The organism is Bradyrhizobium sp. SUTN9-2 (assembly GCF_003122645.1).
Classification (GTDB): Bacteria; Pseudomonadota; Alphaproteobacteria; order Rhizobiales; family Xanthobacteraceae; genus Bradyrhizobium; species Bradyrhizobium yuanmingense.
The window spans coordinates 7,663,683-7,682,403 of sequence record NZ_LAXE01000001.1; the positions used below are offsets into that span (position 1 = coordinate 7,663,683).

Sequence of the window (18,721 nt, forward strand, 5' to 3'; positions counted from 1 at the left end):
GTATGGGGGAACCGGGGGTTGAGGTAGTGGGATGCGCCCGGCAACACACGCGCTCTTACCCTCCCCTGGATGGGGAGGGTCGGCTCGCAACGCGTCAGCGATGCGAGCCGGGGTGGGGTGATCTCTCCGCTCGGGGACCGCCTGTGGGGAGAGACTGTCACCCCACCTCGGTTCGCTCTCCGCTTCGCTGCGTGCGAACCGATCTACGGGCGAGCTTCGCTCGTCCCGGACCCCTCTAGGGGAGGATGGGGACCGTAGATGCCGCGAGCCCTGCGTCTCTTCGCAAGCGCCCACGCCTTGAATCCCTTGGATGCAACGTCGGCTCGGCTTGCGGGGTTGACGGGATTAAGGTTATCGCCGCTTGGGGATCCATCGCGGGCTTTGGGCCGTGGACCTGGTCGCGCCTTCCGGGCGATACTAACCCTTTCTTAAGGCTGTCATTCCCGGCAGCCGCCAACTCGTGAAGCGTGAGATGCAGCCGGCCTGATGACGCGTTCGGATTTCCAGTTGCGAGGGGTGGGCGATCCGCGGCTGGCCGTGCATGCGACCTCTGCCCTGCCGGCCTGGCTATGGTCGACCGACGGCGCGCGCGTGCTGTGGGCCAATCCGGTCGGCGCAAAACTGTTCGGCGCGGCCAACAGCGCCGGCCTTGCGGACAAGGTGTTCGGCCCCGCCGACAGCCATCGCCGCCAAATCGTCAGGCTCGCCCCCCAGCTGCCGGCGAACGGCGCAATGCGGCTGCAGCGGCTGCGCGGCTTCGGCGCCCGGTTAGGGGCGCTGATGACCTGTGCTTGCGCGCGGCTCGACTTTGCCGATGGCGGCCATGCGGTGCTGGTCATCGCGATGGACCCGACGCTGCGCACCATGCCGCTGGTCGAGCGGCTGCATCGGCTGGTCGCCGGCGCGAAGGTGCCGATGGCGGCGTTCGCGCCGGACGGGCTGTTCGTCGGCGCGAGCGAGGCCGCGCGCCCCCTGCTCGGCTTCCGCGGTCTATTCGAGGCCGGGCTCGACCGCGCCCGCAGCGATGCGCTGGCAAAAGGCCGCGCCGCGACGCCGATCGGCATCGGCCAGATGGTTCTGCAGCGGGTCGGCAGCGGCGCCGATATCGGCCTGGTCGCGCTGATCGAGCCGGCCGCCGCCACGGCGGCGCACGAGGCCGCGCCCGACGTCACGCCCGCGCAGCCTCCGGCCGCGGTGCCGGAGGACGCACAGCCTGCGCCAGACGAGGCACCGTCTGCGATCGCGCTGTTCGACGCATTCACTGAGCCGGCCGAACCGCCCGCCGAGACGATTGCGCCGACGCCGGAGCCGGTCGTCCCCGCGGCGGCCAAAACTCCGGTTGAAAACCAGCCGCAAGCCATTGTGTCGCCGCAGCCCGCGCCGATCAATGCAGGCATGGTCGAGCCGACTTCGGGCCAGGACTCTGCTAGCCACCAAGAGCCGCCCGCACCGCGTCAGCATCCGCTGCGCTTCCTCTGGCAGATGGATGAAGAGGGCCGCTTTGTGCTCGGCTCCGATGAATTCATCCGCCTGATGGGCACGCATACGGCCGCCGGCTTCGGCCGCCCCTGGCGCGAGATCGCCGAGGAATTCTCGCTCGATCCCGAGGGGCGCGTGGCGAAGGCGCTCGAAAGCAAGGATACCTGGGCCGGCATCACAGTGAACTGGCCGGCCGACGGCGGCGAGCACATTCCGGTCGAGCTCGCGGGCCTGCCGGTCTACGACCGCAACCGTGAATTCGCCGGCTTCCGCGGCTTCGGCGTCTGCCGCGATCTCGACGCGCTCAACCGGCTCGAGGCGCTCAGGCGCTTCGAGCTGCTGGTCGAGCCGCCGGCACAGGATCGCTCCACTGAGGCCGTCGCGTTCGATGCGGAGCCCGAGCCTGAAGCGGCGGCGGAAGCTGAGGCGGAGGGCGAAGCAGAGGCACCGCCGATCGCGCCATCCGAGCCTGAGCCGCAAGCCGAGCCTGAACCGCAAGCCGAACCCGACCTGCCAGAGCCCACAAGCGAGACTTCACACCCAACCGAACTGGACACGCCCGTGGAAACGCCTCCCAATGTCGTGCCGTTCCGCGTCGCCGGCGATACGCGGCCGCCGACGTTGACGCCGGTCGAGAACAGCGCGTTCAACGAGCTCGCGCGGCAATTGTCCGAGCGGCTCGAACGCGAGCGCGAGACCATCACGACCGACGCGGCCGGACCAGTGGCGGAGACCAGCGCCGAAGCACCGGAGCCGGAGCCGCAGGCCGCCGCCGAATGGCTGACCGAGCCCGCATCGCCGCCGCGCGGGATGAGCGCGCGCGACCGCACGCTGCTCGACCTGTTGCCGACGGGCATCCTGATCTACCGGCTCGACCGCCTGCTCTACGCCAATCCCGCCTTCCTCGCGCGCATGGGCTATGACGGCCTGAACGCGCTGGAGCATGCCGGCGGGCTGGATGCGCTCTATGTCGAGCCGGGCGTGTCGGCGGCCAGCAGCACCACGCAAGGCGGCACGCCTGTGACGATCAGCGCGACAATCGCGAACGGCGAAACGCCGCCGCCCGCGACGGAAGCGCATCTGCACACGATCGAGTGGGACGGCGACAGCGCGCATGCGCTGATCTGCGCGCTGCCGCAGGCGGCGCCGATCGCGGCGGCTGCCGTCGCAGAGACCGTGGTGGCCGCAGAGCCTGACGCCGCGGACGCGGAGCCCGCGGCCGGCGATGCCGATGCCGAGGATCTCGCCGCCATCCTCGACACCACGGCCGAGGGCATCGTGATGTTCGACGCCGAAGGCAACATCCACGCCTGCAACCGCAGCGCGGAGGCGCTGTTCGGCTATGACGGCGAGGCGCTGCTGCAGCAGAATTTGCTGACGCTGTTCGCCCCCGAGAGCCAGCAGATCGTCGCGGATTATCTGGAAAGCCTGAAGAGCCAGGACATCTCCAGCCTGCTCGATCACGGCCGCGAGGTGCTGGGCCGCGAGAAGAAGGGCGGCGTCATTCCGCTTGCGATGATCATGGGCCGCACCCGCCCCGACGGGCCGAACTTCTTCGCCGTGTTCCGCGATCTCTCGCACGCGAAGAAGGGCGAGAGCGAATTGACGAAGGCCCGCCGCCTCGTCGACGGCGCAGCCAACGCCAAGGCCGACATGCTGGCGCGGATCAGCCACGAGATCCGCACGCCGCTCAACGCCATCATCGGCTTTGCCGAGGTGATGATCTCCGAGCGCTTCGGCGCGCTCGGCAACGAGCGCTACGGCGAATACATGAAGGACATCCGCGCTTCCGGCGAGCGCGTCATCGCCATCATCGACGACCTCCTGGAGCTGTCGCGGATCGAGACCGGCAAGCTCGACCTGAATTTCGCGAACTTGAACCTCAACGACCTGGTCGAAGCCTGCGTGACGGTGATGCAGCCGCAGGCCAACCGCGAGCGCATCATCATCCGCACCTCGCTCGCCCATGCGCTGCCGCAGGTGAGCGTCGATGCGCGCGCGATGCGGCAGATCACCATGAACCTGATCTCGAACTCGATCCGGCTCGCCAGCGCCGGCGGCCAGGTCATCGTCTCGACCGCGCTGACCGATCGCGGCGAGATCGCGCTTCGCATCCGCGACACCGGCCATGGCCTTTCCGAGCGCGAAGTCGCCGCCGCGATGGAGCCGTTCCGCACGCCGCCGCCGGGCGATGCCGCCGACAGCTCGGCGCTGAGCCTGTCGCTGACGAAAGCGCTGGTCGAAGCCAACCGCGCCCGGTTCAACATCAAGAGCGCCGGCCACGGCACGCTGATCGAGGTGGTGCTCGCGCCAGCGCTGGCGGGGGCGTAGGGCGCGGCACGCTCAAGCCGTCATTCCGGGGCGCGCCTCTTAGCGCGAGCCCGGAATCCATCGATCCTCATCAATGGTGGTGCAATGGATTCCGGGCTCGTCGCTTCGCGACGCCCCGGAATGACGGCGGGGCTCACGCCGCCCGCACCGTCTCCAAAAACCTGCTCACCTCGATCTTCAGCCGGCTGCTGTCGTTCGACAGCGATTGCGCCGCGGACAGCACCTGCGAGGAGGCGGATCCCGTCTCGGTCGCGCCCTGGCGCACGCTGGAGATGTTGGCGCTGACCTGCGTGGTGCCGGCGGCGGCGCTTTGGACGTTGCGCGAGATCTCGCTGGTCGCGGCGCCCTGCTCTTCCACCGCGGCCGCGATGGTGGAGGAGATTTCGGACAGGCGCTCGATGGTGCCGCCGATGGTCTTGATCGCGCCGACGGAATCTTGCGTCGCGACCTGGATGCTCGAGATCTGCTGACCGATGTCGCCGGTCGCCTTCGCGGTCTGCTCGGCCAGGGCCTTCACTTCCGAGGCCACCACGGCAAAGCCGCGTCCGGCCTCGCCCGCGCGCGCGGCCTCGATGGTGGCGTTCAGCGCCAAGAGATTGGTCTGGCCGGCGATGGCGTTGATGAGCTCGACCACGTCGCCGATGCGCGCGGCCGCCTTGGACAATTCGCTGACGCGATCGTTGGTCTGCCCGGCCTGGGTGACGGCCTCGCCCGCCATGCGCGCGGAGGCCTGCACCTGGCGGCTGATCTCGTTGACGGAGGCGGTCAGCTCCTCGGCGGCGGACGCCACCGACTGCACGTTGGTCGCCGCTTCCTCGGACGCCGCCTCGACCAGCGTGGCAAGCTCGGTCGAGCGGCTGGCGGTCGTGGTCAGCGACGTCGCCGACGCCTCGAGCTCGTTGGCCGCCGACGACACGGTCTCGACGATCTCGCCGATCGCGCCTTCGAAATCGTCGGCCATCCTGATCATGTCCGCGCGGCGGCGCTCGGCGGCGAGCTTGTCCTGCCTGATCTTCTCTTCGGCCTCCTCCTGCGCCTTCCGCTCGGCGTTGATCTTGAATGTCTCGACCGCTTGCGCGATCTCGCCGATCTCGTCGGGCCGGCCGAGGCCGGGAAGAACGATGGCGAAATTGCCGTTGGCGAGCTCGATCATCGCCGCGCGCATCGCGGTCAAAGGCCTCGAGACCGAACGTCCGATGAAGATGCCGAGGCCGAGCACGCTCGTCGCAATCAGCGCGATCGCCACCGCAATCCAGAACTGGATGCTGGTGCGCTCGGCCTCGTTGAGACGGTCGGCATCGGCACGGATGCGGTCGACCGATGTCGAGACCTGCTCGATCACGGGCTCGACCGACGCGAAGGCCTCGGACATCGCCTTCGATTCAGCCGCCAGCTTCAGCGCGGTCTCCATCCAGGCGGAGAAGTCGCGCTGATAATCGGCGAGCTTCTGGCGCAGCTCGGCCTTGGCGCCGTCGGCAATGGCTGCCGCGTCGAGGCCTGCGGCAAATTCGGACGCGCGCTTCTTCATCTCCTCGCCATATCTGGCGTTCCGACGCAGCATGAAATCCTTCTCATGCCGGCGCATCATCAGCATGATCACCTTGAGCTCGGAATTCTGGAACTGGTCGACCTGGCTCTCGATACCGTGGACGGAAGCGCGCAGGCGGCCTTCGAGCCCGGACTCCTCGTCGAGGCCGAGCCGCTGCCGTTCCTCGACCACCGCGGCGAAGCGGGCCTGATAGGTCTTCAGCGACGCATTCATCGCGTCGATCTTCTGCGCCAGCTCGGGCTGGCCGAGCGCTGCGATCTTGCCGCGGAGCGTCTCGATGTCGAGCGCCACCTGCCGGCCGATCTCGACCTGTCGCTGCGCCCTGGCCGGATCGCTGCGCAGCAGAAAATCCTTCTCGGCGCGGCGCGCCTCGAGCAGCTCGACCGCGATCCTGTTGTTCAGCTCGAACACGGTGCGCGCATCCTCGGCCGCGTCGCGATAGACGCCCATCCTCCGCTCGCCGTAGAGGTGAATGCCGCCGATCAGGACGACGCCGATGACGCCAATGACGCCGATCGCGGTGATCTTGTGAGTGAGTCGCAGGGAGAGGAGCCGCATCTAACGAGAACCCGCTGGTGGTCGATACGCTTGATGAGGCGATAAAGCGTAAAAACTTCCGTTAATTTGCGGGCACGTACGAATACGTGTATTTGTCACAATGCTCGCTTCTGTGCACGGTTGCGTGCACAAGTAGGTTCCAGAAAATGAAACACGGCGCCCAGCGGCGCCGTGTTTGCAACGTTCAAGCCGTGGTTGGATCGGCTCAGCTATAGATCTCGAACAGGCCGGCGCCGCCCTGGCCGCCGCCGATGCACATCGTCACCACGCCCCACTTGGCCTTGCGGCGGGCGCCTTCCTGCAGCAGATGGCCGGTGAGACGGGCGCCGGTCATGCCGAAGGGATGGCCGATCGCGATCGAGCCGCCGTTGACGTTGTACTTGGCGGGATCGATGCCGAGCTGGTCGCGGCAATACAGGCACTGGCTGGCGAAGGCCTCGTTAAGCTCCCACAGATCGATGTCGTCGATCTTGAGGCCGGTGCGCTTCAGGAGCTTCGGAATCGCGAACACCGGGCCGATGCCCATCTCGTCCGGCTCGCAGCCGGCGGTGGCCCAGGCGACGAAGCGGCCGAGCGGCTTGAGGCCGCGCTTCTCGGCGTCCTTGGCTTCCATCAGCACCACCGCGGCGGCGCCGTCGGAGAGCTGGCTGGCATTGCCGGCGGTGACGAACTTGCCGGGGCCCTTCACCGGCTCGAGTTTTGCCAATCCTTCCATCGTCGTTTCGGGGCGATTGCATTCGTCGCGATCGACGGTGTAGTCCACGATCGACTCGGCCTTGGTCTGCTTGTCGACGACCTTCATCTTGGTCTTCATCGGGACGATCTCGTCCTTGAACTTGTTCGCCTGCTGGGCCGCGGCCATGCGGCGCTGCGATTCCAGCGAGAACTCGTCCTGATATTCACGGCTGAGCTTGTAGCGCTCGGCGACGATGTCGGCGGTGTCGATCATCGCCATGAAGATGTCGGGGGCGACCTTGAGCAGTTCCGGATCGACCGATTCCTTCGGCGTGCCGCCGCCGGGAATCGAGATGCTCTCGACGCCGCCGGCGACGATGCAATCGGCGCCGTCGGAGCGGATCGAGTTCGCGGCCATCGCGATGGTCTGCAGGCCCGACGAGCAGAAGCGGTTCACCGACACGCCGGCGGTGGTCTTCGGCAGGCCCGCGAGCAGCGCAGCCTGGCGGCCGATGTTCGGCGCGCCATGGGCGCAATTGCCGAGATAGCAGTCCTCGACATAGTCCTTCTCGACGCCGGCGCGGTCCACCGCGTGATGAATGGCGTGGGCCGCGAGCGACATCGGCGGCGTGATGTTGAACCCGCCGCGGCCGGATTTCGCCAGGCCCGTGCGCGCATAGGAAACGATGACGGCTTCACGCATTGTTTTCTCCCTTGTCGAACGATTTGGAACGGAGCGTCCTAGCGCCATTGGTACACAAAGATTGGGGGTGGGGAAAATGAAAACGCCGCCTCCGGCGATGGAGACGGCGTTGTTCCGCGTGTCGGAATATATGATATGATGATCGTCATTCCGGGGCGTGCGCGCCCGCTCTATCCACACGTCATGCCCGGGCTTGCTCGCCTGCGCGGCCGAAGCCGCTTCGGCGCGGCGAAGGGCCGGGCATCCACGTTCTTCGCGCCGAGCGGCAAGACGTGGATGGCCGGGTCATAGGCGAGCGGAAGCGACGCCGTCCTTCGGACGGCTATGCCCGGCCATGACGCCGGTGGGAGCCGCTCAGAACGTCAGCGCCTTGGCCTGCTTGACCTGCGGCAGGGCCTGCACCTTGGCGAGCACGTCGGCCGGCACCACACCGTCGACCTCGACCAGCGCAATGGCATCGCTGCCCGGAGCGACCCGGCCGAGATGGAAGGTCGCGATGTTGATCTTGGCGTCGCCCAGAAGCCCCGCGAACTTGCCGATGAAGCCCGGCTTGTCCTCGTTGGTGACGTAGATCATCGACTTGCCGAACTCGGCGTCGACGCGGATGCCCTTGATGTCGACGAGGCGCGGCTTGCCGTCTGCATAGACGGTGCCCGAGACCGACCGCTCCTGCCGCTCGGTGGTGACCGTGACGGTGATCAGGCTCTCATAGTCGCTCTGCGCGGCGCGGACGATCTCGTCCACCACCATGCCGCGCTCCTTGGCGACGACCGGCGCTGACACCACGTTGACCTCGCCCAGCATCGGCCGCAGCAGCCCCGACAGCACCGCGGAGGTGATCGCCTTGATCTTCATCTCGGCGACGTGGCCCTCATAGGTGATCTCGACCTTGAGGATGCCGCTCTCGGTGAGCTGGCCGGCGAACGAGCCGAGCTTCTCGGCGAGCGCGATGAACGGCTTCAGCTTCGGCGCTTCTTCCGCCGTGATCGAGGGGAAGTTGACCGCGTTCGAGATCGCGCCGGTGAGCAGGTAATCCGACATCTGCTCGGCGACCTGCAGCGCGACGTTCTCTTGCGCCTCGGTGGTGGAGGCGCCGAGATGCGGCGTGCAGATCACGTTGGGATGGCCGAACAGCACGCTCTTGGTCGCGGGCTCCTCGACGAAGACGTCGAAGGCGGCGCCGGCAATGTGCTTGGCGTTGAGCGCATCGACCACCGCCTGCTCGTCGACGAGACCGCCGCGGGCGCAATTGATCAGGCGCACGCCCTTCTTCATCTTGGCGATCGCGGCCGCGTCGATGATGTTCTTGGTCTTCTCGGTCAGCGGCGTGTGCAGCGTGATGAAGTCGGCGCGCCTGAGCAGATCGTCGAGATCGACCTTCTCGACGCCGATGTCCTTGGCGCGCTCCGGCGACAGGAACGGGTCGAACGCGATCACCTTCATGCGCAGGCCGAGCGCGCGGTCGGCGACGATCGAGCCGATATTGCCGCAGCCGACGACGCCCAGCACCTTGCCGGTGATCTCCACGCCCATGAAGCGGTTCTTCTCCCACTTGCCGGCCTGCGTCGAGGCATCGGCCTGCGGGATCTCGCGGGCGAGCGCGAGCATCAGGGTGATGGCGTGCTCGGCGGTCGTGATCGAATTGCCGAACGGTGTGTTCATCACGATGATGCCCTTGGCCGTCGCGGCCGGGATCTCGACATTGTCGACGCCGATGCCGGCGCGGCCGATCACCTTCAGCCTGGCCGCCTTCTCGAGGATCTTGGCGGTCGCCTTGGTCGCGGAGCGGATCGCAAGGCCGTCGTAATTGCCGATGATCTCGGCCAGCTTGTCCTTGTCCTTGCCGAGATTGGGCTGGAAGTCGACCTCGACGCCGCGATCCCTAAAGATCTGCACGGCAGCGGGCGAGAGCGCGTCGGAAATGAGAACTTTGGGTTTGGTCATGGGGATGATCCGTTGTGCGTGCTGCATTTACGGCACGTCATCCGCGGTCTTGACCCGCGGATCCATCTCTCTTGATTGATGGATGGCCGGGTCAAGCCCGGCCATGACGAGGATTAGGTTTGCTTACGCCGCCTTCGCGAGCGTGGCCTTGGTCTCGGCGAAGGCCCAGTCGATCCACTGCGTCAGCAGCTCGACGTCCTTTGCTTCCACCGTGGCGCCGCACCAGATGCGCAGGCCGGCCGGCGCGTCGCGGTAATAGGCGAAGTCGTAGCCCGCGCCTTCCTTCTCGACGAGGGCCACCAGCTTCTTGCTGAACTCCGCCTGCGCGTCCTCGGAGAGCGAGGTGATCGCGGGATCGGTGAACTTCAGGCACACCGAGGTGTTGGAGCGGATCGATGCGTCCTTGGCGAGGAAGTCGATCCAGGGCGTCTTCGCCTTCCAGTCCGCCAGCACCTTGGTGTTGGCATCGGCGCGCGCGATCAGCGCCTTGAGACCGCCGATCGACTTGGCCCAGTTCAGCGCATCGAGATAATCCTCGACGCAGAGCATCGACGGCGTGTTGATGGTCTCGCCGACGAAGATGCCTTCGTTGAGCTTGCCGCCCTTGGTCATACGGAAGATCTTCGGCAGCGGCCAGGCCGGCTTGTAGGTCTCGAGCCGCTCCACCGCGCGGGGCGATAGGATCAGCATGCCATGCGCGGCCTCGCCGCCGAGCGCCTTCTGCCAGGAGAAGGTGACGACGTCGAGCTTGGCCCAGTCGAGCGCCTGCGCAAATGCGGCGGAGGTGGCGTCGCAGATGGTCAGGCCTTCGCGGCTCGCGCTGATCCAGTCCGCGTTCGGAACGCGCACGCCCGACGTGGTGCCGTTCCAGGTGAAGACGACGTCGCTCTTGGGATCGACCTTCGACAGATCGGGGATCTCACCGTAGGCCGCATTGAGCTTGGTGACGTCCTTGAGCTTCAATTCCTTGACGATATCGCTGACCCAGCCCTCGCCGAAGGATTCCCAGGCGAGCGTGGTGACGGGCCGTGCGCCGAGCAACGACCACAGCGCCATCTCGACCGCGCCGGTATCGGAGGCCGGCACGATGCCAATGCGGTAATCGGAGGGGACCTCGAGCACTTCGCGCGTCAGGTCGATCGCGAGCTTGAGCTTGGCCTTGCCGATCTTCGCGCGATGCGAGCGGCCGAGAGCTGCGTCCTTGAGATTTTGGGCGTTCCAGCCGGGGCGCTTGGCGCAGGGGCCGGAGGAGAAATGCGGCACGGTCGGCCGCGAAGCGGGCTTCGCTACAGTCATGATCTACCCTTCCAGATAGTAAGCCTCCCGTTGGGGGGAGGTGTCCCGCCGCGGCTGATACGGGAATCGGGAAGGTCCGTCAAGGAAGTTCCGGGGCCTCACGCGCCAGTGATGGCGCTTCCGGTGCAATATCAGGGGATTCGACAACAGTGAGCGCGTTCAGCAAGTCCGTGGCATCGCTGATCAATTGCGCCGCCTTGCGGCGGCTTCCGACCTTCAAAATGCATTTGTCATTGGCCTGCACGACGTAGTCGTTGCCGACCTTGATCATCGAATAGCTTGTCATTGAAATGTCCCGAACCGAGCGAGCCCGGTGTCAGATGCCCCCGTAGCACCCTTCGTTCCTTCATCAATGTGAACGACGGAGCGGTAGTTTACCGGCTCTTAACACGACCGAATGAAAAGCCCGCTTTTCGCCGGCTGCGCAGCGCTCGCGTCGCGCTGCCTCAAAAGCGGACAGTCATGCCGACGTGACTCGCCGTGAAGCCGAGCCGCTTGTAGAAGCGCTGCGCATCGACGCGCGTCTGATGCGTGAGCAACTCGACCAGATTGCAGCCGCGCGCCTTTGCTTCCGTCACGGCCCATTGCACCAATTGCTCGCCGATGCCGCGGCTGCGACACTCGGTGGCAACGCGAACGTCCTCGAGCAGTCCGCGGGATCCGCCCTGCGAGCTCAGGCCCGGCAGAATCGCGAGTTGCAGGCAGCCGACCACCCTGCCCTCACTCTCGGCAACCACCAGCGTCAGATTCGGATCGCGCGCGATCCGCGCGAATGCGTCGTAATAGGAGGACGGCAACGGATCCTCCACGCGCTCGCGCGCGCGGCCGAGATGATCGTCGGCGAGCATCGCCACGATCGCGACGACGTCCTCGCGGCGCGCGGGACGGATAGAGACGGCTTCGGCATTCATGTCAGGCGACTCCGCACCTCAGCGCGCCGGCGGAAGGCCGAGAAACGCTTCGACGTCGCCGATCCAGCGGCGGACGGAGGCATAACGGCCGAGGTCGAAGCCACCTTCATGCGCGAGGCGCGTATAGGCGAGCAGCGACACGTCGGCGAGCGACACCTCCGCGCCGGCGAACAAGCGGCTGGCGGCGAGATGCTGCTCCATGCGGTCGAGCGCCGCATAGCCGCGCTTGACCTTTTCAGGATCGAGCTCGGAGGCATCCTTGCCAAGATAGACGATGAGGAAGCGGCACACGGCGATATAAGGCTCGTGGCTGTACTGCTCCCAGAACAGCCATTCGTCCATCTTGGCCGCCGTGAAGGCATCGCGCGGAACCAGCACGCTGTCGCGGGCGACATAGCGGATGATGGCGTTGGACTGCGCCAGCGTACGGCCGTCGTCGAATGCGACGGTCGGCACCTGGCCGGCGCCGTTCATCTTCAGGAATTGCGGCGTGCGCGTCTCGCCCTTGCGGGTGTCGATCTCGATCCACTGGTAGGGCACAGCGAGCTTGTCGCAGACCCACTTCACCTTGAGACAATTGCCGGAATTGCTGTCGCCGTAGATCTTCATCGCTGCCGCCCCGCTTTCGGAACGAGAGAGCATCAGGACGAAGCGCAGCTGTCAACAGGAAGCGGACGGCTCAGAACTTGTAGCCGACGCCGAGGCGCGCGTTGTTCAACGTCACCTGCGTGTTCATGACGGGCGAGAATCTCACATATTCGTATTCGATGCGGGCGAACAAGCCGTCCCAAACGCAGTATTCGAGCCCGAGGCCGGCGGTCCAACCCACTGCGTACGTGTTGGTCCTGTGCTGACCTTGCGTGCCCGACTGCGCAGGAACCGGGCCCCACGTTCCAAGTATCGTCGTGGTGTTGCCGAAGAAATCCGTCGTCGTCGTGTCCTGTCGCATCGAGACGCTGCTGGTCACGGTGCGCGACACGTCCATTCGCCCGACGGCAGCGCCCATGAAGGCATAAGGCATGAAGCTGCCGCCGTCCCAACCCACGCGGCCGCGGAGCGTCACCATGTCTTTGACCTGTGCCGCCGCGGCACCCGTCAGCGTGACGGCATAGTTGTTGGTGACGCCGGGCGCCCGCACCTCACCAGGCGGGTTGACGATGACGAGCGAGTTGGTTCCTGACGTCAATGTCGCCATATCGTTGAAGTAGCTGTAGGTGCCCTCGAGACTGAGAACGGCATCATACCATTGCCAGTTGCGGCCGACGAAGCCACCGAAATTGGTGCTTTGAGTGTTGGTCTTGTTCAGCAGCGACCACGTCGAGGTCGGCCCCTGGAGTACGCTGTCGCGGAAGATGTAGTTGGTCAGTCCGACCACGCTCTGACTGAAATCCGTGGCATCTGCGGTATAACCGCCATGACCGCCGACATAGAAGCCATTCCAATTGACGGAGGTCTTCGACAGACCGTCCGCGAAGCCGCCGCGCAGCACGGGCAGGTCCGGCATGTCGGCCGCTTGCGCGGCAGACACCGTCCCCAACATCGCCGCTGCCAACACCAGCCTACGCATCACCACGCTCCATCGGACTCGAACTGTTGCGATGATCATCGCCTGTTAACCTTAACCAATGGTTGCGCCGGGCGCCTTCGCCGCACCTCGACATGAAAAATACGCAAAGCAAAACGGCGCGGGATGATCCCGCGCCGTTAAGGAGTCCTAACCGATCAGGTTGCGATCAGCCCTTGGTGACCAGCGGCGGCGGCACGTAGGCCGGCGGGCTGTTGAGATCCCAGCGTACGCCGAGCTTGACGTCGTGCGAGGTGATGTCCCTGACCTTGATCGAGGTCGGGCCGGAAGCGCTGTTGTCGAACAAACGGTAGTTGCCGGGCGCGGCATCGCCGAGGTTCATGTAGCTGTAGGCCAGTTCGACGGTGAAGCCGGGATTGACCTTGTAGGCAAGACCGGCGTGAGCGGCCCAGGCGAGGTTCCACTTTCCGTTGTCGGCAAAGTAGGCGACGCTGTTGTTGAGCAGCGGGCTGTAGGACACGCCGTCGTCGCGGAAGCCGCTGAGCTTGTTGTAGGAGCCGCCGACGCCCGCGCCGATGAACGGAGTGACGCACCACCAGGTGCCGAGGTCGACATAGGCGTTGGCCATCACGAGCCACTCGGACTTGCTGCCGCTGTAGTTGTTGACGCCGACGAAGCCGGGTCCCACGACATTGTCGCTACCGTGCAAATTGGCCTTGCCCCGGTACTGGCCGATGACGTCGGCGCGGAACCAGTTGTTGAAGCGATAGCCGACGCCGAGGCCGAACAGCGGCGAGGAGTCGAAGCCGAGGCCTTCCGTCGTCTTCGAGTACCCGGCCGGCAGGGCGCTCTCGATGCGCTTCGCGCTCTGGTTGGTCATGCCGATGTCGCCGCGCAGATACCAGCCGCCGAAGTCGGCGGGCGGAGCCGGCGGCGCGTACATCGGAGGGGGGGCGGCGATCGGCATATCGGCGGCGAACGCCATCGACGAGATCAGGGTTGCCGCACCCGCGGCAAGGAGAGACTTAACGCTACGCATTGGCTTCGTCCTTATGGCCGGTGAGGCTGAATACGAGCGCCTCACGTTCTGGAAACTCACGGGGGGACGATGCCAGCAAATGTTTAAGCGCCACTTAACCCTAATTTTTAAGGTTGATTTTTTCTCACCCTACACGCGCGCGCCGTGCGAGCGTTGCAAAAATGCCGCGCCAAATGCGACATCGGCGCCGCATTCCCTAACGATGTGTGAAGCCGCAACGCGGCAAGAGAGGATGCGTTAACGCGCGTTTCGCGGCAGCTTGGGCAGGAACACCGCGAGCAGCCCGATCGCCGGCAGCCAGGCGCAGACCTGGTAGACGAACTCGATCGAGGTGTGGTCGGCGAGCTTGCCGAGCACGGCCGCGCCCAGGCCCCCGATGCCGAAGGCGACGCCGAAGAACACGCCGGAGATCATGCCGAAGCGGTGCGGCACCAGCTCCTGCGCAAACACGATGATCGACGACGTCGTCGAGGAGATGATCAGGCCGATGGCGACGCTGAGCACCGCGCTCGCAGCGAGCCCGGCATAGGGCAGCGCCAGCGTGAACGGCAGCGCGCCGAGGATCGAGATCCAGATCACGATCTTGCGGCCGAAGCGGTCGCCCAGCGGACCGCCGAGAAACGCACCCACGGCGTTCGCCGCGAGAAAGACGAAGAGATAGATCTGGGCTGCCTGCGTCGACACGCCGAAACGGTCGATCAGGTAGAAGATGTAATAGCTCGACAGGCTCGAAACGTAGAGCTGCTTGGAGAACAACAGCACGACGAGCACTGCGAGCGCTACCGCGACACGGCGCGAGCTCGGCGCACCGGGCTGGGTGTGGACGGGCGCCGCTTTCTTCGTCGCGATCTGCGGCGCGTACCAGCGCCCGATGCGCCAGAGAATCAGGATGGCGAGAAACGCGATCGAGGAGAACCAGGCGATGCTGCCCTGCCCGAACGGCACCACGATCAACGCGGCGAGCACCGGCCCCATCGAGGTGCCGAAGCTGCCGCCGAGCTGGAACACCGATTGCGCAAAGCCGTAGCGTCCGCCCGAGGCGAGCCGCGCGATGCGCGCCGATTCCGGGTGAAACACCGCCGAGCCGAGGCCGACCAGCGCGGCGGCGACGAGGATGACGAGATATTGGTGCGCGACGCTGAGCAGCAGCAAGCCGAAGAAGGTCGAGGCCATGCCGACCGCGAGCGAATAGGGCTGCGCCTTCTTGTCGGTGTAGTGCCCGACCACCGGCTGCAGCAGCGAGGCCGTGAACTGGAACGCCAGCGTGATCATGCCGATCTGCGCGAAGTCGAGCGCGTAGGCGTCCTTCAGGATCGGGTACACCGAGGCGATCAGCGACTGCATGGTGTCGTTGAGGAAGTGCGAGACGCTGATGCCGGCGAGCACGATATAGGCCGGCCCCTTGGCGGCGGCCGGCGCCAATTCGGCGACGACGACGGGCTCGGTCAGCGTTTCCTCTGAGACGACGACAGGCTTGTTCAAGGCGGCAATCCAGCGCGGCAGATTGCCGCGAGGTGCTGATTACGACGCAAGCGACGGTGGGACCAGCGTCAATCGCAAATGGCTGGGATGCGCCTCTTACCCTCTCCCCTTGTGGGAGAGGGTGGCTCGCCGCGTTAGCGGCGAGACGGGTGAGGGGTTTCTATCCTCACGAGCTGTGTTGCGAGCGGATAGAACCCCTCATCCGGCGCTTCGCGCCACCTTCTCCCGCAAGGGGAGAAGGAAGGACTCAAGCCGCGGCCTGCCCCAATGCCGAAACAATGGTGTCGACGACGTCCTCGACGAGGTGACGGTCCTCGCCTTCGCCCATGACGCGGATCACGGGCTCGGTGCCGGAGGAGCGGATCAAGAGGCGGCCGTGGCCGTTGAGGCGCTTCTCGCCGTCGGAGATCGCCGACTTGACGTCGGAATCATCGAGCGGCTTGCCGCCCTTGTGGCGGACGTTCTTGAGGATCTGCGGCAGCGGATCGAAGCGGTGGCAGACTTCTGACACCGGGCGGCGCAGCTTCTGCACCACGGCGAGCACCTGCAATGCGGCGACAAAACCGTCGCCGGTCGTGGCGTAGTCGGACAGGATGATGTGGCCGGACTGCTCGCCGCCGAGATTGTAGCCGCCGTTCAGCATCTGCTCGAGCACGTAGCGGTCGCCGACCGGCGTGCGCACGAGCTCGAGGCCCTGCCCTTGCAGGAAGCGCTCCAGCCCGAGATTGGACATCACGGTGGCGACGATGCCGGGACGCGAAAGGCGTCCGTCCTCCTTCCAGCTCTGCGCGATCACCGCGAGCAGCTGGTCGCCGTCGACGACATGGCCGCGCTCGTCGACCAGGATGACGCGATCGGCGTCGCCGTCCAGCGCAATGCCGATGTCGGCGCGCATCTCGCGCACCTTCTTCGACAGCGCCTCCGGCGAGGTCGAGCCGCAATCCTTGTTGATGTTGAAGCCGTCCGGCTCGACGCCGATCGGCACCACGTCGGCGCCCAATTCCCACAGCGCCTCGGGCACCACCTTGTAGGCGGCGCCGTTGGCGCAATCGATCACGACGCGCAGGCCCTCGAGCGAAAGGTCGCGCGGCAGCGTGCGCTTGGCGAATTCGATGTAGCGGTCATGCACGCCGTCGATGCGGCGGGCGCGGCCGAGGCTCGCGCTTTGGGCGAGCCGCTTGTCTAGGGATTCGTCGAGCAACTGCTCGATCTGCCGCTCGACGTCGTCGGAGAGCTTGAAGCCCTGCGGGCCGAACAGCTTGATGCCGTTGTCCTCGAACAGATTGTGCGAGGCCGAGATCATCACGCCGAGATCGGCGCGCATCGACTTGGTCAGCATCGCGACCGCCGGCGTCGGCATCGGGCCGACCAGCAGCACGTCCATACCGACCGAGGTGAAGCCTGCGACCATGGCGTATTCGATCATGTAGCCGGACAGACGGGTGTCCTTGCCGATCACGACGCGGTGGCGGTGGTCGCCGCGCTGAAACGCAAGGCCCGCGGCCTGGCCGACCTTGAGCGCGAGCTCCGGCGTGATCAGTCCGTTGGCGCGGCCCCTAATCCCGTCCGTCCCGAAATATTTGCGGCTCATATCGTCCCCCAAGCAACAACCAGGGACTCCCCTCTACAACCACGGGCTGCCCCAACGGGACCCGCATCCCTGATTTGCCGAGGTCTTATAAAGCTATCGCGGCTAACTTGGCTTCAAAAAATATGATGAATCATTACGGAACCGGCGCCGCGACCGCCCCCGATAACAGATTGTTAACATTGCAATTCCGGCGTGACCAGCGAAAAGCGGTGGAACTCGCCTTAATCCGAGCGCTTCACATGGCCGTCGGCGCGGCTGGGCGCCGGCTGGGTGACATTGACGGGATCGGAGCCCGGGAAGGTCTCCTCCAGCCCCTCTTCGAGCGCCTCCTCGAGATCATGCTTCTCCTTGATCTCTTCCGGCGAAGGTCCTGCGTGCGGCTTCGTCATGACGCTCTCCTTGGCACTCTCCTTCCAAAACGTTCTGCAAACGATTTGGCTGTGCATCCAACCATGCTAGATGACCCCGAAATCTTCCGATGCAAGACTGTTTGGTACGTGACGGGCCGGGGAAACGACATGAAGCATATTACCTGTATCGACGATCTTCGCACGCTGCATCGGCGCCGCGTGCCGAAGGCATTCTTCGACTATTGCGACCGCGGCTCCTACGCCGAGGAGACGCTGCGCGCCAACCGCGAGGACATGCAGGCGATCAAGTTCCGCCAGCGCATCCTGGTCGACGTCTCCAAGCGCGACACCTCGACCACGATCCTCGGCGAGCCGTCGACGATGCCGCTGATCCTCGCGCCGGTCGGCCTGCTCGGCATGCAGCACGGCGACGGCGAGATCCACGCCTGCCGCGCCGCGCAGGCCGCCGGCATCCCGTTCACGCAATCGACGATGTCGATCTGTTCAATCGAGGACATCGCCGCCAGTGTCGAGAAGCCGTTCTGGTTCCAGCTCTACGTCATGAAGGACCGCGGCTTCATCAAGGAATTGATCCAGCGCGCGATGGCTGCCAAATGCAGCGCGCTGGTGCTCACGGTCGATCTGCAGGTGATCGGCCAGCGCCACGCCGACATCAAGAACGGCATGACGGTGCCGCCGGAATGGTCGCTGTCGAAGCTGCTCGACTTCGCCAGCAAGCCGGCCTGGGTCTCCGGCGTGCTGCAGGGCAAGCGCCGCACCTTCGGCAATATCGCCGGCCACGTGAAGAACACTGAAGATCTCAACCGCCTCGCCGAATGGACGGCCTCGCAGTTCGACACCTCCTTGAATTGGAAGGACGTCGAGTGGGTCCGCAGCATCTGGCCGGGCAAGCTGATCATTAAGGGCATCCTCGACGTCGAGGACGCCGAGGAAGCCGCCAAGACCGGCGCGCAGGCGCTGGTGGTCTCCAACCACGGCGGCCGCCAGCTCGACGGCGCGCCGTCCTCGATCGAGGTCCTGCCCGAGATCGCGGACGCGGTGGGGGACAGGATGGAGATCATGTTCGACGGCGGCATCCGCTCCGGCCAGGACGTGATGCGCGCGCTGGCGCTCGGCGCAAAGTCGTGCATGATCGGCCGCGCCTATGCCTATGGCCTCGGTGCCGGCGGCCAGGCCGGCGTCGCCAAGGCGATCGACATCATCCAGAAGGAGCTGCTCACCACGATGGGCCTGTGCGGCGTCAACCGGGTGGACGAGATCGACGATC

The 18,721-nt window shown here is 65.7% G+C and carries 15 protein-coding genes; 3 read left to right on the forward strand and 12 right to left on the reverse strand.

All coding sequences use genetic code 11. The features are described 5' to 3' along the window. Window positions 1–486: 486 nt before the first annotated feature. Window positions 487–3,810 (forward strand): PAS domain-containing sensor histidine kinase, encoded by a 3,324-nt coding sequence (locus XF30_RS35495; RefSeq protein ID WP_109145286.1) that lies wholly within the window; start codon window positions 487–489, stop codon window positions 3,808–3,810. A 133-nt stretch (window positions 3,811–3,943) separates the two neighbouring features. On the opposite strand, the gene XF30_RS35500 is transcribed toward XF30_RS35495, so the two are convergent. Both XF30_RS35500 and XF30_RS35505 read right to left on the reverse strand, forming a co-directional pair. After that, the gene (locus XF30_RS35500) at window positions 3,944–5,917 is read right to left on the reverse strand and encodes a methyl-accepting chemotaxis protein (RefSeq protein ID WP_109145287.1); all 1,974 of its coding nucleotides are present in this window, start codon (window positions 5,915–5,917) and stop codon (window positions 3,944–3,946) included. Window positions 5,918–6,122: 205 nt separating this feature from the next. Then, window positions 6,123–7,295, reverse strand: coding sequence for a thiolase family protein (locus XF30_RS35505; protein WP_057027707.1), 1,173 nt, complete (start codon window positions 7,293–7,295; stop codon window positions 6,123–6,125). Window positions 7,296–7,430: 135 nt separating this feature from the next. Here XF30_RS35505 and XF30_RS38355 point away from each other — a divergent pair, with 135 nt between their 5' ends. Next, complete coding sequence (locus XF30_RS38355) at window positions 7,431–7,586, forward strand: hypothetical protein (protein WP_158284444.1); 156 nt, start codon at window positions 7,431–7,433, stop codon at window positions 7,584–7,586. A 63-nt stretch (window positions 7,587–7,649) separates the two neighbouring features. On the opposite strand, the gene serA is transcribed toward XF30_RS38355, so the two are convergent. The 10 genes from serA to XF30_RS38775 form a co-directional block, all read right to left on the reverse strand. Next, a complete protein-coding gene (serA, locus tag XF30_RS35510; protein ID WP_036030940.1) occupies window positions 7,650–9,239 on the reverse strand; it encodes a phosphoglycerate dehydrogenase in 1,590 nt (529 codons plus the stop codon). Between the two features lie 123 nt (window positions 9,240–9,362). Further along, window positions 9,363–10,535, reverse strand: a complete 1,173-nt coding sequence (locus XF30_RS35515) for a phosphoserine transaminase (RefSeq protein WP_109145288.1) — start codon at window positions 10,533–10,535, stop codon at window positions 9,363–9,365. A 79-nt stretch (window positions 10,536–10,614) separates the two neighbouring features. Next, on the reverse strand, window positions 10,615–10,806 hold the full coding sequence (locus XF30_RS35520) for a hypothetical protein (protein ID WP_225132126.1): 192 nt from the start codon (window positions 10,804–10,806) through the stop codon (window positions 10,615–10,617). A gap of 175 nt (window positions 10,807–10,981) precedes the next feature. Then, complete coding sequence (locus XF30_RS35525; RefSeq protein ID WP_109145289.1) at window positions 10,982–11,446, reverse strand: GNAT family N-acetyltransferase; 465 nt, start codon at window positions 11,444–11,446, stop codon at window positions 10,982–10,984. Between the two features lie 18 nt (window positions 11,447–11,464). Next, window positions 11,465–12,055, reverse strand: coding sequence for a glutathione S-transferase family protein (locus XF30_RS35530; protein WP_109145290.1), 591 nt, complete (start codon window positions 12,053–12,055; stop codon window positions 11,465–11,467). Window positions 12,056–12,125: 70 nt separating this feature from the next. Next, a complete protein-coding gene (locus tag XF30_RS35535) occupies window positions 12,126–13,013 on the reverse strand; it encodes an outer membrane protein (RefSeq protein ID WP_036009512.1) in 888 nt (295 codons plus the stop codon). A gap of 166 nt (window positions 13,014–13,179) precedes the next feature. Further along, the gene (locus XF30_RS35540; protein ID WP_036009511.1) at window positions 13,180–14,010 is read right to left on the reverse strand and encodes an outer membrane protein; all 831 of its coding nucleotides are present in this window, start codon (window positions 14,008–14,010) and stop codon (window positions 13,180–13,182) included. A gap of 237 nt (window positions 14,011–14,247) precedes the next feature. Further along, the gene (locus XF30_RS35545; RefSeq protein WP_283811193.1) at window positions 14,248–15,492 is read right to left on the reverse strand and encodes an MFS transporter; all 1,245 of its coding nucleotides are present in this window, start codon (window positions 15,490–15,492) and stop codon (window positions 14,248–14,250) included. A 247-nt stretch (window positions 15,493–15,739) separates the two neighbouring features. Continuing rightward, entirely contained in the window at window positions 15,740–17,083 is a 1,344-nt protein-coding gene (gene glmM / locus XF30_RS35550; RefSeq protein WP_036009507.1) for a phosphoglucosamine mutase, read from the reverse strand. Window positions 17,084–17,304: 221 nt separating this feature from the next. Next, on the reverse strand, window positions 17,305–17,472 hold the full coding sequence (locus tag XF30_RS38775) for a hypothetical protein (protein WP_167361667.1): 168 nt from the start codon (window positions 17,470–17,472) through the stop codon (window positions 17,305–17,307). 129 nt (window positions 17,473–17,601) lie between these two features. Here XF30_RS38775 and XF30_RS35560 point away from each other — a divergent pair. Beyond that, window positions 17,602–18,721 (forward strand): alpha-hydroxy acid oxidase (locus tag XF30_RS35560; protein WP_109145292.1); only part of this gene is annotated, 1,120 nt, incomplete at its 3' end.